Below are 12615 nucleotides of genomic sequence, written 5' to 3' on the forward strand. Positions count from 1 at the left end.
ATCGCTTTAGCGACAGGGCGCATTGCTTTGGGCGCTTGTTTTGGGATTTGATGAAAGGGGACGGTTCCATGGCTCTTTGGGGCGGTCGTTTTGAGGCAGGCGTGGCCGAGGTCACGCAGGAGTTTGGCGCATCGTTGCCGGTTGACAAACATCTCTATAAGCAGGATATCGCCGGATCTAAGGCACATGCCAAGATGCTGGCGGCCCAGGGCATTATCAGCGCCGAGGACGAGCAGGCGATTGCCGAGGGCCTGACCGGAATCGAACAGGATATCGATGCCGGCAACTTCACCTTTGATATCAACGACGAGGACATTCATATGTCCATCGAAAGCGAGCTGACGCGTCGTATCGGCGAGGCTGGCAAGCGCTTGCATACTGGGCGTTCGCGCAACGACCAGGTGGCGACCGATACGCGCCTGGGCGTCAAGGCGCTGGCCAAGGAGCTCATGGAGGCCAATCTTGAGCTGCGCCATGTGCTGGTGGATGCGGCCAAGAAGTACGACAAGGTGATTCTTCCGGGCTACACGCATATGCAGCACGCTCAGCCCGTGCTGCTCTCGCATCATCTGCTGGCGTATTCCTGGATGTTCGCGCGCGACTTTACGCGCCTGAAGGCCGCCTTTGATGCCGCCGACAACTGCCCGCTGGGTGCTGCCGCGCTTGCCGGTACGAGCTATCCGCTCGATCGCCAGATGACGGCTGCCGAACTTGGCTTTGCGGGCGTGATTCCCAACTCGCTCGATGCGGTTTCCGACCGTGATTTCTTGCTCGATCTGCATTACGCCGGATCCGTCATGGCGATGCACCTGTCGCGTCTTTCCGAGGAGATCGTGCTGTGGTCGAGCTCCGAATTTGGCTTTATCACGCTTTCAGACTCCTACTCCACCGGCTCGTCCATCATGCCGCAGAAGAAGAATCCCGACTTTGCCGAGCTTATCCGCGGTAAGAGCGGTCGCGTGTACGGCAACCTGGTGCAGCTGCTGGTAACCATGAAGGGCCTGCCGCTCGCTTATAACAAGGACTTGCAGGAGGACAAGGAGGGCGCGCTCGATACCGCTCGCACGCTCATGCAGTGCCTGTCCGTTATGGCGGGCATGATCTCGACCTGGACTGTCAACGAGGTCGCCATGGCGCGCGAGTGTGGCGTGGGCCACTTGGCAGCCACTGATGTTGCCGATTACCTGGCAAAGCGCGGCCTGCCGTTCCGTGAGGCGCATGCCGTGGTGGGCCATCTGGTCCTGATGTGTGAGAAGCGCGGCTGCAATCTTGAGGACCTGCCGTTTGAGGTGTTTCAGGAGGCAAGCCCGCTCTTTGAGCGCGATATTACCGAGGCGCTCGACATCCCGTCGATCGTTGCCGCGCGCACGACCGAGGGCGGCACCGCTCCTGCCGCCGTTGCCGTGCAGTTGGGGCGCGCCGAGACGCAGCTTGCGGCCGATGAGGGCGTGTTTGGCTCGTTGACCAAGGTCGTCGAGATGGGCCACGGAGCTAATTAGCTTATTGGATGCGTCTGTCTGGTGCGTTCATCATATCTTGCCTTTACGGGTGCCTGCTACGGTGGGCGCCCGTTTTGTTATAGAGAAGGAAGGAGCTTGTCGAAAACTTTTGTAGGACATTTGCGCAGGTTGTGAAGGGGGTACGTTCGCGGGTGGCAACCGACCGCCCGCTCTGTTCGATGTGGTTGATGAGCGGTCGGATGGTACTCTAATCGGGCTTCGAAACAGAAGTGACACATATGGAGCGCTTTAATAAATTGCAGCGTTTCAATAAACAGCTTTTTGTTTAACTGCAGCTAAAACTCTGTTACGATGCAGTCCAGGCGGGTGCCGGAATGGGACTTGGGCACGCGCGAACCTACTTGAAAGGCTACCTTATGGCTATCGAGAAGACCTTCATCATAATTAAGCCCGACGCCGTGCGCGACCGCAAGATCGGCGAGATCGTTGCTCGTATTGAGCGCAGCGGCCTTGTCATCGAGCGCATGGAGATGACCACGCTCGAGCGCGCTACCGTCGAGGAGCACTACGCCCATCTGGCCGACAAGCCCTTCTTTGGCGGTCTCTGCGACTTTATGACGAGCGGTCCGGTCGTCAAGATGGTTGTTTCCGGTCTTTCCGCTGTCTCCAAGATGCGCACCCTTATGGGCTCCACCAACCCGCTTGATGCTGCTCCTGGCACCATCCGCGGCGACTTCGCCGTCGATGTCAACGCCAACGTGATTCACGGCTCCGACTGCCTGGAGAACGCCGAGATCGAGATCAAGCGCTTCTTTGGCTAAACCAGCTTTGACTCCTTAAAGCTGTTAGCGTGTGGCTTGGGCGCCGCGGAACTCCATCCGCGGCGCCCTTTTATATTCCAGTAGATTTTTGGGACATGCCTAGAAATCTACTAAAGAGCCCCCGCCTGGAATGTGCGTGCATTCCAGGCGGGGGCTGTCGCTAGCGTATGGCGTTGTAAGTCTTTAGGCCTCGTCGACGACCTTGAGACCGCGGGTCTGGTCGATCTCGTTGAGGAGGTTGACGCGACGCTCGTGACGGCCGCCCTCAAACTCGGCGTCGAGCCACTCGTCGACGATCATCTTGGCGAGCTCGGAGCCAACGACGCGGGCGCCAAAGGCGAGCACGTTGGTGTTATTGTGCATGCGCGAGAGCTTGGCGCTGAAGGGCTCGGAGCACACGACGGCGCGTACGCCCTCGACCTTGTTGGCAGCCAGGCTGATCCCGACGCCGGTGCCGCAGATCAGGATACCCAGGTCAACGTCGCCGTTGGCAACGGCCTTGCCCACTTTGTAACCGGCGATGGGGTAGTCGAAGCTCTCGGAGGTGTCGGTGCCAAAGTTCACGACCTCGCAGCCGCGCTCCTTCAGGTGCTCGGAAATGATGTTCTTGAGCTCGACGGCGGCGTGGTCGTTACCGATACCGATCTTCATGGATGGTTCCTCTCTGGTCTGTGCGGCGCAAATGCTAAAGGTGTTTACCGCGTTCGACTGCATGATAGCGCGACTTTTGCGTAAACGCTCGGGCGTTTTTTGGTCAAACGCTTTAGCAGGCAACAAGACCGGCCTCTCATGAATAATGCCGCCAATTTGTGCTTGAGCGCCGTCCGCCGGAACCGTGGTTGCGGTTTTTGATGCATTGTTATCAAATAAAGGAGCCAACTTTTTTGAGAGTCCAGCCCGTTATGCAAGTAGGAGATACCTATGCCTACCGATTCCATCCGTGATGCCGCGTTTTGCGATGTTTTGAACCGCGAGCTTGTCTGTGCACTCGGCTGCACCGAGCCCATTGCCGTTGCCTATGCAGCGGCGCTGGCGAGCCAGACGCTCGGTTGCGAACCCGATCATATGGATGTTGCCTGCTCGGGCAACATTATCAAGAACGTTAAGAGCGTGACCGTGCCCAACTCGGGCGGTATGCACGGTATTGAAGCCGCGGCCGTGCTGGGTGCCGTGGGCGGCGACGCTAAGAGCGCGCTCGAGGTGCTCGAGAGCGTTAACGATGAAGACCGCGCTCGCGTGGCCGAGCTCCTCGCCGACGCCGGCTACTGCGATGTGTCGCTTGTCGAGGGTGTGCCCAACCTCTACATCAAGGTGACTGCGACGGCCGGGGGCCATACCGCGGTCGTCGAGATTACCGATCACCACACTAATGTCACGTGCCATACGCTCGATGGTATTCCGGTATGCGGCAAGTCGGCGGGGGAGTGCGCCGCCTGCGCCGAGCGCGTGGTGGCCGAGCGTGCGGCAGATAACGCCGATACGCCCATGTCCATTGATTCCATCATCGACTTTATCGAGGACGGTGACATTGAGGGCGCCCGCGCTGCCGTTGAGCGTCAGATTGAGCTGAATGGCGCAATCAGTGCCGAGGGCCTTGCGCACGCTTGGGGCGCCGAGGTGGGTCGTACGCTGCTGGGTGCTCGTGCCGATGACGTCGCCTGCCGTGCCCGTGCCCGTGCGGCCGCCGGGTCCGACGCCCGCATGAACGGTTGCGCGCTGCCGGTCGCCATTGTGTGCGGCTCGGGCAATCAGGGCATTACCTGCGCACTGCCCGTCATGGAGTATGCCGAGTACCTGCGCTGCGACCACGAGCGCCTGGTGCGTGCCGTGATGCTGTCCGATCTCATTGCCGTGCATATCAAGAGCTACATTGGTGCGCTCTCGGCGTTTTGCGGCGCTATTTGCGCTGCGTGCGGTGCCGGTGCCGCGATTACCTGGCTGTGCGGTGGCACGCGCGAGCAAATCGGTGCGACGGTCTCCAATACGCTCGGCAATGTGGGCGGCATCGTGTGCGATGGCGCCAAGGCGAGCTGTGCCGCCAAGATCTCGGCTGCCGTCGATGCAGCGATTCTGGGCCATGATATGGCCATGCAGGGTCGCGGCTTCCGCGCCGGCGAGGGCCTGATCCAAGATACCGTTGAGCAGACAATCGCCAGTATGGGCTACGTAGGCCGTGTGGGCATGAAAGATACCGACGTCGAGATCCTCAACATCATGATCGGCAAAACCCAAGTGTGCTAGGACAGTTCGTCGGCTACTTGGTGTTCGTAGAAGGCTTCTACTACGGCGTTAAAGTCGCGGGCGAAGCCTTCCATGGTTCCGCGCCAGGTGACTCGGTTGGGCTTGCCCTGGCCTACATAGGCAGTCTGAATGCCGCAGGCGGGGCTGGGGAAGTCGCGTTTGGGATCGTTGCCCACCATAAGGACCTCGTGCGGTTCGAGCCCCATCACCTGAAGCTGCTCTAGATAGTAGGTGGCATCAGGCTTGCAGCGGGTGGCGTTTCCCATGTGCGTGACGAGCTCAAAGGGGGCGTCGGCCAGGTCGCCCCAACCCATGCGGCACTCGATGGCCCCCTGCGGAAAGCTGGGGTTGGTAAAGAGCGCGCAGCGCAGCCCTGCGTCCTGTACGGCCTGAAGCGCGGCGTGTGCGCCCGGCATGGCATGGGCGTTGATGAATTCGTCATTCTTGTACGGAAGAACTTCGCGGTCGTAGTAGGTAAACGCCTCGTAGATAAGTGGGTCCGAGAGGCAAATCCCGCATCGGCGCTCGACCTCTTCTTGGTAAAACTCAAGATTGGTGCGGTTGTCCGTGCCGCTGCGGCGATTGGCGTTGAGGTCGACCAGGATGGTGCCGAGGCGTGCCATCGTGCCACCGCGGCTGCGGCGCCCGATATCCGCGAGCATCGAAGAGACATCCTTAAAATAGCGAAGGATGAACGCGTTGAGGTTGATGCTAAGAAGCGTTTCGTCCATATCGAAAACGACTGCTTTGAGCACGCGGGCACCTTTCTCGAAAAATCGATCTAGAATCGTTGGCTCCGGATACTTTACCCCAAAGCCGAATGCCTGGCTGGTTATCGTCAAGTTGCGGAGACGTGTGTTCATAAGATTACGAAAAAGTCTCCACACGAGTAAAAAATCGCAGTTCACGCTTGAAATCGAACTCATTTCCCCGTAACCTATACGAACGTGATTGCATAAGCGTCACAATTAGTATCTGTCGGCTCCCGAGTGTTCCTAAACGTTGTGTGCTTGTCGCACCCTTCTGTAGGTCCTAGCAATCGGGGCCCCGTAGTTCGAAAGGGGTCCACCTTTGAGTGAGATTCAGAACTCGTCCATTTTCTCTCTTGACGATGTCAACGAGGAGGAGATGAACAACCTCATCGACGGTACGATTACCGACTTTGATGAGGGCGATCTCGTTAACGGCACTGTCGTTAAGATCGAGCATGACGAGGTGCTCGTTGACATCGGATTCAAGTCCGAGGGCGTTATCCCGGTCCGCGAGCTGTCCATCCGCAAGGACGCTAACCCTGCAGACATCGTTGCACTCGGTGATCCCATCGAGGCTCTGGTTCTCCAGAAGGAGGACAAGGACGGTCGTCTGGTCCTGTCCAAGAAGCGTGCCGAGTACGAGCGTGCTTGGAACCGCATCGAGGAGAAGTTCAACTCCGGCGAGAACGTCGAGGGCGAGGTTATCGAGGTTGTCAAGGGCGGCCTGATCCTCGACATCGGCCTGCGTGGCTTCCTGCCCGCTTCCCTCGTCGACCTCCGTCGCGTCAAGGACCTCACCTCCTACATGGGCACCCGCATCGAGGCCCGCGTCATCGAGATGGACCGCAACCGCAACAACGTTGTCCTCTCCCGTCGCGTCGTGCTCGAGGAGTCCCGTAAGGCCGAGCGCTCCGAGATCCTGTCCAAGCTCAAGTCTGGCATGCGTCTCCAGGGCACCGTTTCCTCCATCGTCGACTTCGGCGCCTTCGTCGACCTCGGCGGTATCGACGGCCTCATCCACATCTCCGAGCTCTCCTGGAACCACGTCAACCATCCTTCCGAGGTTGTCAAGGTCGGCCAGGAGGTCGAGGTCGAGGTTCTCGACGTCGACCTCAACCGCGAGCGCATCTCCCTGGGTCTCAAGCAGACCACCGAGGATCCGTGGCGCGCACTGGTCAAGAAGTACCCCGTCGGCGCTATCGTCGAGGGCACTGTGACCAAGCTTGTCCCGTTCGGCGCTTTCGTTGACCTGGGCGAGGGCATCGAGGGCCTGGTGCACATCTCCGAGATGGCCAACAAGCACGTGGACCAGCCTTCTCAGGTCACCCACGTTGGCGACAAGGTTCAGGTCAAGGTCATGGAGATCGACCTCGATCGTCGTCGTATCTCCCTGTCCATGAAGTCTGCTGCTGAGACTCTGGGCGTCGAGATCGAGGTTACCCCGCTGCCTTCCGAGAAGAAGGACGAGGAGACCGACGCCGAGTAAATCGGTTTGACGATCACTTGTTTTAAGGGATCCGTCCGTAATGGACGGGTCCCTTTTTGCATTTGGCACCGAGATGCGCAATGCTGCCGGGCTGTCCACAGGCTATTGGATTGTCGGTGCATGAAAAAAGCCGACATCCCGCCTCGGGGAGGAGGCGGGAACACACCGAGTAGACGGAGGGGTGCGGAGCGCGGTCGCGTCTCGACTGACGACGTTGCCCATCGACAGGATCATTGTAACGCATGGCGGTTCTTGGTTTATCGTGTCGAGCGTTTGCGTTGTGCCATTGCCTGCGGTAACGGTGTGTTACACTCTTGCACTGCTGAGTGGGCCAGACGGTCGCGCGATGTGCTGCTTGCAGTACGCGTGAGGAAAGTCCGGGCTCCAGAGGGCGGGATGCCGGCTAACGGCCGGGCGGAGTGATCCGACGGAAAGCGCCGCAGAAAAGAAGACTCCCACCTGCGCCGCAAGGCGTAAAGGGAAAAGCTGAAACGGTGGTGTAAGAGACCACCAGCGTCGTGGCAACATGGCGGCTTGGCAAGCCCCATCCGGAGCAAGCGCGAATAGGAACGCTATGGGCCGGCCCGGTCCGCGTTCGGGTAGCGTGCGTGGAGCTGCACGGTAACGTGCAGACAAGATAAATGACCGTTCACGACAGAACCCGGCTTATCGGCCCACTCGGCACTTTGTTGACGCTGCGAACCCGTCAGCGCGGCAATCTGCCTTTCAAACCTTCGGGCATGACCATAAGGTCAATGCCCTCGGCTTTCAAGGCACCTTGCTCGCGCTGACGGGTTCTCGCTTTCGTTGACGGAATCATCGGCGTTGCCATTCTTTTTACTAGGGTTATCGTATTATTGAGGCTGTTTGTTGCTGCGCTTTATTTTGTTGAGGGGCTTTGTTGGACAGCTATTTTACTCTGCAATCGAATATTGAGGCTTCGGGCGAGTTTGTGGACCGCAAGAGCCGGTTTATTGCCCAGCTGGTCCATATTGAGTCCGAGGACGAGGCGAATGCCTTTATCGAGATGGTTCGCAAGCGTCATTACGACGCTCGACACAATGTTCCCGCGTGGATTTTGGTCGATGGGCGTGAGCGCCAGAGCGATGATGGTGAGCCGAGCCGTACGAGCGGTATGCCGACACTCGAGGTGCTGCGTGGCGCGGGGCTCAAAAATGTTTGCTGCGTAGTGACACGCTATTTTGGTGGTACGTTGTTGGGGCCCGGTGGCTTGGTACGCGCCTATACCGCGGCGACGCAGGCGGCGGTGGCCGCGGCTCAGGAGGCCGGGCAGATCGTCGAGATGACGAGTGTCGTGCCTGTTGACGTGCATGTGGCCTATCCGCAGTATGAGCAGGTGCTTCGCTTGGCCCAGGATTCCGGTGCCAAGGTTTCGGATACCGAGTACGCGGATGCCGTGACACTTCATTTGGTGTTTAAGGCGGGGGAGCAGGGGTCGTTTTGCGCTAAGATGCGCGAGCTTATGGCGGGGCGCGAGGAGATTGAGGTCAGCACTCCCGAATTTGCCGAGTTCTAACGGCGACGGTCGGCGTGCTTTTGGACGGATCCCAAGCACACCGACCGTCGTTTTATGTCGCTGCCGTTTACTCGGCGAGCTGCTTTAGTACATCACAGGCGATTTCGACGGCATCGTCGATGCAGCCGGGGCAGCTGCGGAGCGGACCCTTGTCCGATCCGATGCCCTTGAGCGTGCCGCAGACGGTCGTCGTGTTCTTCTCGCCAAAGCGCTTGGCAATCTCGCGCGACAGTTTGTAGGTCTGGCCCTTGGTCTTGGGGTTTTCCATGCCATCGCTCATTACAAAGCCCATGATGGCCACGGCGCCCGAGATGGCACCGCAAGTTTCGGTCATGCCGCCCATGCCGGCGCCAAAGCCCTCGGTGAGGGTAAAGGCGACCTGGGGGTCGAGCCCGACGGCGGGCGCGAGCGTGCAGGCGACGGCCTGCGCGCAGTTAAAGCCGCGGGCGTGGTATTCGGCAGCCTGAGCCTGGCAGGTGGCAGTGTTGAGCTGAGTGGTATCAATCTGCTTCATCGGTGTCTCCTTGATTGCGGTGTACCCGCCTATGGTACCCTTGCTGGCGCATTCGCTTATCGAGACCGCAGTGCATATCTCATTGTTTTTCGCCATCGAACACTTTCTTAAGATTTGGGACAAATAAACCTGATTAATTTGTCCCATAACCTATCGGCGGGATGGGTTGAGAGGGGTGCGGGGTAGCGGTATTGTGAACCGAATAAAACAAAACCCAAGTAAGGGAGTTGGATATGTGCGAGCAGACTATCGGTACCACGTGCGTTCAGGGCGGCTATCATCCGGGCGATGCGGAGCCGCGCCAGGTGCCCATCTACCAGTCCACCACGTGGAAGTACGACACGTCCGAGCACATGGGCAAGCTGTTTGACCTAGAGGAGTCGGGCTACTTCTACAGCCGTTTGCAGAACCCCACGTGCGATCTGGTTGCCGCCAAGATCTGCGAGATGGAGGGCGGCACCGCTGCGATGCTCACGAGCTCGGGCATGGCTGCGAATTTCCTCGCGATCTTTAACGTGGTCGGTGCCGGCGATCATGTGGTCGCGAGCTCTGCCATTTACGGCGGTACGTATAACCTGCTCGCCCACACCATGGGCCGCATGGGCGTGACCTGCACGTTCGTCGCCCCCGACTGCACAGATGAGGAGCTCGAGGCAGCCTTTGAGCCCAATACCAAGCTCGTCTTTGGCGAGACGATCGCAAACCCCGCCCTTGCCGTGCTCGATATTGAGCGCTTTGCCAAGGCCGCGCATGACCACGGCGTGCCGCTGATGGTCGACAACACCTTCCCGACGCCCGTGATGTGCCGTCCCTTTGAGTGGGGCGCCGACATCGTTACGCACTCCACCACCAAGTACATGGATGGACATGCTGCCTACCTGGGCGGCGTGATCGTTGACCACGGCCAGTTTGACTGGATGGCCCATGCGGATAAGTTCCCGGGTCTCACCACGCCCGACGAGAGCTACCACGGCGTGACGTATGCCGAGAAGTTCGGTCGCGAGGGTGCCTTCATTACCAAGGCCACCGCGCAGCTCATGCGCGACCTCGGCCCCATGCAGAACCCGCAGGCGGCCTTCTTCCTGAACAGCTCGCTCGAGAGCCTGCATGTACGCATGCCGCGTCATTGTGAGAACGGCCTGGCCGTTGCCAAGTTCCTGCAGAGCCATCCCAAGGTACGCTTCGTGAGCTATCCGGGCCTGGAGGGCGATAAGTACTATGACATCGCTCAGAAGTACATGCCCAACGGTACCTGCGGCGTCGTGAGCTTTGGCTTTAACGGTGGTCGCGCGGCGGCCGAGACCTTTATGAAGAGCCTTAAACTCGCCCAGATCGCCACGCATGTGGCCGATGCTCGCACCTGCTGCCTGCATCCCGCTAACGCCACGCACCGTCAGATGAACGATGAGGAGCTCATCGCCTGCGGCATCTCCGCCGACATGGTGCGCCTGTCGTGCGGCCTCGAGGACACGGCCGATCTGATTGCCGACCTTGAGCAGGCGCTCGAGCAGTGCTAGGCTAGCTTCTCGTATGAAGCGACGGAGCCTCTTGGGGTTCCGGTGACATATAGTTCCGATTCCGTAGGCGGGACCCCAATCGCGACTGTTCGCAGGCGATTGGGGCCCCGTTTTTGCGTTGCACCACTCGAAAGGATGGATATGGAGAAAACTGCAGAGCAGCTGCGCCGCGAGCACATTGCCCTTGAGGGCGATACCCATGGCAAGAACAAATGGGCGATTCTGTTTACCGTGCTCATCATGACGTTTATGTCGTGTCTGGATTCGACCGTCGTGACCGTGGCGTTGCCCGTGATGCAAAAGGAGCTGGGCGTGGGCCTCGATCGCATTCAGCTGGTAAGCTCTGTGTATCTGCTTGCGACGTGCGTGGCTATGTTGCCGTTTGGCCGTCTGGGCGACGTGCGCGGCAAGGTGAATGTGTTTCAGCTGGGCGTCACCGTCTTTTCGGTCGGTTCGCTGCTGTGCGGCCTTTCGGCCTCGCTCGAGGTTCTTATCCTGGCACGCATTGTTCAGGGCGTCGGTTGCGCGGCGGCCATGGCTAACAACATGGGTATCATCACCGAGTCGTTTCCGGCGCGCGAGCGCGGTCGTGCCATGGGTATTCTCGCGACCTTCGTGGCCCTCGGCATGATGTGTGGCCCCGTGCTGGGCGGCATGCTGGTGGCAAGCTTTCCCTGGGAGAGCATCTTCCTCATCAACCTGCCCATTGGCGTCATCTCGTTTATCGTGGGGCTCTATACGCTGCCACATGTTAAGCCGGAGGCTGGCGAGCGCCCCATGTCCCTGATCGAGGCTGCTCGTCGCTGCTTTGCAAATTCGGCCTTCACCATCAACCTCGCCTGCATGCTCATCGTGTTCGTTGGTATTGGCGCATCAGAGTTTATCCTGCCGTTCTATTTTCAGGACGCCCACGGCTTTGGTTCCGACATCTCTGGACTACTCTTTTTGGCGTTGCCGATGGTGAATGCCTTTATCGGCCCGCTTTCGGGTACGGTTTCGGACCGTGTTGGCTGCGAGGGCCCCACGGCGGTCGGCCTAGGCGTGTACGTATGCGGTCTTTTTGCGGTAAGCACGCTCGACGAGCACTCTTCCATCCCTGTGATCGTGCGTTGCGTCGCGTTTATGTCGTGTGGCACGTCGATTTTCCAGAGTCCCAACAACTCGCTGTACATGGGTTCGGCCCCGCGCGAGGCGCTCGGTTTTGCGGGCAGCCTGGGTAGTCTGGCGCGCTATGCGGGTATGGCGCTGGGTATTACGGCAGGTTCGCATATCCTTTATGGGCAGATGAGCGTGGCGATGGGCGAGGCCGTGACCAGTTTTGTTACAGGCCGTCCGGATGTATTCCTATTCGGCTTTCGCTCGGTGTTCTACGTGCTTATGGCTGTGGCCGCCGTGGGCTTTGCGCTTGCCATGGTGCGTTTGGTGAAGATGCGCGCCCGCCATTAGCGTGTTGGGAGGCTGTCTGCCACGATTCGCGCCGTCCCAAAAAGACTGGTTTGTGGTGCGATGCGGCTTGTGGGGCGGGCGGGGGTCGGTCCGTGGTAGACTATCGAACAACGTTTATTAATCGCGCGGTATCGTTGCCGCGAGAAGGGGTTGCGCCATGCAGGAGCTTGAGGATCGTATTCGCCATGACGGCATCGTAAAGGCCGGTAACGTCCTTAAGGTTGATGCCTTCCTCAACCACCAATGCGACGTTGAGCTGTTCGACCACATGGGCGCCGAGTGGGCCCGTCTGTTCGAGGGCGTCGAGATCAACAAGATCCTGACGATCGAGGCTTCGGGCATTGGCATGGCTTGTATTGCAGCCCAGCATTTTGGCGGCGTGCCGGTGGTCTTTGCCAAGAAGGCGCAGTCCATCAACCTCGACGGCGAGCAGTATGCCACGACCATCTACTCCTTTACCAAGCAGAAGGAGTACCCGGTCATCGTCGGCAAGCGCTTCCTGTCCGAGGGCGACAAGGTCCTGATCATCGACGACTTCCTGGCCAACGGCTGCGCGCTTGAGGGCCTTATTAAGATCTGCGAGGCTGCGGGCGCCGAAGTTGCCGGCATTGGCATCGCCGTTGAGAAGGGCTTCCAGGGCGGCGGCGATAAGCTCCGTAAGCGCGGCTTCCGCGTTGAGAGCCTGGCCCGTATCGCCGATATGGACTGCGAGAACGGCGAGATCGCCTTCGCCTAAGCGCGCAACACAAGCGATTGGTATGCGATGTGACAAAGGGACTGTCCCTTTGTCACATTTTTTTGTATGAGGGGAGGTGCTGATATGGACGAGAACAAGATGGAA

Annotated in this window: 11 protein-coding genes and 1 other RNA gene; 9 read left to right on the forward strand and 3 right to left on the reverse strand. The window is 59.3% G+C overall.

Annotated elements, in window-relative coordinates; translation table 11 throughout:
• The first annotated feature begins 68 nt into the window (after window positions 1-68).
• Both argH and ndk read left to right on the forward strand, forming a co-directional pair.
• Complete coding sequence (gene argH / locus I2G43_RS05305) at window positions 69-1499, forward strand: argininosuccinate lyase (protein ID WP_195535365.1); 1431 nt, start codon at window positions 69-71, stop codon at window positions 1497-1499.
• Window positions 1500-1876: 377 nt separating this feature from the next.
• Window positions 1877-2281, forward strand: coding sequence for a nucleoside-diphosphate kinase (ndk, locus tag I2G43_RS05310; RefSeq protein ID WP_195535366.1), 405 nt, complete (start codon window positions 1877-1879; stop codon window positions 2279-2281).
• Between the two features lie 183 nt (window positions 2282-2464).
• Here ndk and rpiB read toward each other — a convergent pair whose 3' ends face one another.
• Window positions 2465-2932 carry a ribose 5-phosphate isomerase B gene (gene rpiB / locus I2G43_RS05315; RefSeq protein WP_055251633.1) on the reverse strand — a complete coding sequence of 156 codons (468 nt, stop codon included), beginning with the start codon at window positions 2930-2932 and terminating at the stop codon, window positions 2465-2467.
• Between the two features lie 270 nt (window positions 2933-3202).
• Here rpiB and I2G43_RS05320 point away from each other — a divergent pair, with 270 nt between their 5' ends.
• Window positions 3203-4522 (forward strand): serine dehydratase subunit alpha family protein, encoded by a 1320-nt coding sequence (locus tag I2G43_RS05320; protein WP_117629410.1) that lies wholly within the window; start codon window positions 3203-3205, stop codon window positions 4520-4522.
• Here the strand turns inward: I2G43_RS05320 and I2G43_RS05325 are convergent.
• Window positions 4519-5277 carry an HAD family hydrolase gene (locus I2G43_RS05325; RefSeq protein WP_324249503.1) on the reverse strand — a complete coding sequence of 253 codons (759 nt, stop codon included), beginning with the start codon at window positions 5275-5277 and terminating at the stop codon, window positions 4519-4521. The genes I2G43_RS05320 and I2G43_RS05325 overlap by 4 nt on opposite strands.
• Before the next feature lie 316 nt (window positions 5278-5593).
• Here I2G43_RS05325 and rpsA point away from each other — a divergent pair, with 316 nt between their 5' ends.
• From rpsA to I2G43_RS05340, 3 genes are all read left to right on the forward strand, one after another.
• Window positions 5594-6760 carry a 30S ribosomal protein S1 gene (gene rpsA, locus I2G43_RS05330; RefSeq protein ID WP_022095232.1) on the forward strand — a complete coding sequence of 389 codons (1167 nt, stop codon included), beginning with the start codon at window positions 5594-5596 and terminating at the stop codon, window positions 6758-6760.
• A 323-nt stretch (window positions 6761-7083) separates the two neighbouring features.
• An RNA gene (gene rnpB, locus I2G43_RS05335) (RNase P RNA component class A) lies at window positions 7084-7445 on the forward strand.
• Window positions 7446-7658: 213 nt separating this feature from the next.
• A complete protein-coding gene (locus I2G43_RS05340) occupies window positions 7659-8297 on the forward strand; it encodes a YigZ family protein (RefSeq protein WP_195535368.1) in 639 nt (212 codons plus the stop codon).
• Window positions 8298-8364: 67 nt separating this feature from the next.
• Here the strand turns inward: I2G43_RS05340 and I2G43_RS05345 are convergent, their stop codons facing one another.
• Window positions 8365-8811: a C-GCAxxG-C-C family protein gene (locus tag I2G43_RS05345; protein ID WP_117635734.1), complete on the reverse strand. Its 447-nt coding sequence runs from the start codon at window positions 8809-8811 to the stop codon at window positions 8365-8367.
• A gap of 233 nt (window positions 8812-9044) precedes the next feature.
• Here I2G43_RS05345 and I2G43_RS05350 point away from each other — a divergent pair, with 233 nt between their 5' ends.
• The 3 genes from I2G43_RS05350 (at window position 9045) to I2G43_RS05360 (ending at window position 12510) form a co-directional block, all read left to right on the forward strand.
• Window positions 9045-10328, forward strand: coding sequence for an O-acetylhomoserine aminocarboxypropyltransferase/cysteine synthase family protein (locus I2G43_RS05350; RefSeq protein WP_195535369.1), 1284 nt, complete (start codon window positions 9045-9047; stop codon window positions 10326-10328).
• Between the two features lie 141 nt (window positions 10329-10469).
• Entirely contained in the window at window positions 10470-11774 is a 1305-nt protein-coding gene (locus tag I2G43_RS05355) for an MFS transporter (protein ID WP_195535370.1), read from the forward strand.
• 157 nt (window positions 11775-11931) lie between these two features.
• Window positions 11932-12510 carry a xanthine phosphoribosyltransferase gene (locus I2G43_RS05360; protein ID WP_195535371.1) on the forward strand — a complete coding sequence of 193 codons (579 nt, stop codon included), beginning with the start codon at window positions 11932-11934 and terminating at the stop codon, window positions 12508-12510.
• Window positions 12511-12615: the final 105 nt, after the last annotated feature.

Source organism: Collinsella aerofaciens (assembly GCF_015557435.1).
In the GTDB taxonomy this organism is placed as follows: domain Bacteria; phylum Actinomycetota; class Coriobacteriia; order Coriobacteriales; family Coriobacteriaceae; genus Collinsella; species Collinsella aerofaciens_Z.

Bases quoted from the DNA above. Each gene is read 5' to 3' on its own strand.
- I2G43_RS05360 (WP_195535371.1), top strand. From the start codon at position 11,932: ATGCAGGAGCTTGAGGATCGTATTCGCCATGACGGCATCGTAAAGGCC.
- I2G43_RS05350 (WP_195535369.1), top strand. From the start codon at position 9,045: ATGTGCGAGCAGACTATCGGTACCACGTGCGTTCAGGGCGGCTATCAT.
- rpiB (WP_055251633.1), bottom strand. From the start codon at position 2,932: ATGAAGATCGGTATCGGTAACGACCACGCCGCCGTCGAGCTCAAGAAC.
- ndk (WP_195535366.1), top strand. From the start codon at position 1,877: ATGGCTATCGAGAAGACCTTCATCATAATTAAGCCCGACGCCGTGCGC.
- I2G43_RS05320 (WP_117629410.1), top strand. From the start codon at position 3,203: ATGCCTACCGATTCCATCCGTGATGCCGCGTTTTGCGATGTTTTGAAC.
- I2G43_RS05355 (WP_195535370.1), top strand. From the start codon at position 10,470: ATGGAGAAAACTGCAGAGCAGCTGCGCCGCGAGCACATTGCCCTTGAG.
- I2G43_RS05345 (WP_117635734.1), bottom strand. From the start codon at position 8,811: ATGAAGCAGATTGATACCACTCAGCTCAACACTGCCACCTGCCAGGCT.
- argH (WP_195535365.1), top strand. From the start codon at position 69: ATGGCTCTTTGGGGCGGTCGTTTTGAGGCAGGCGTGGCCGAGGTCACG.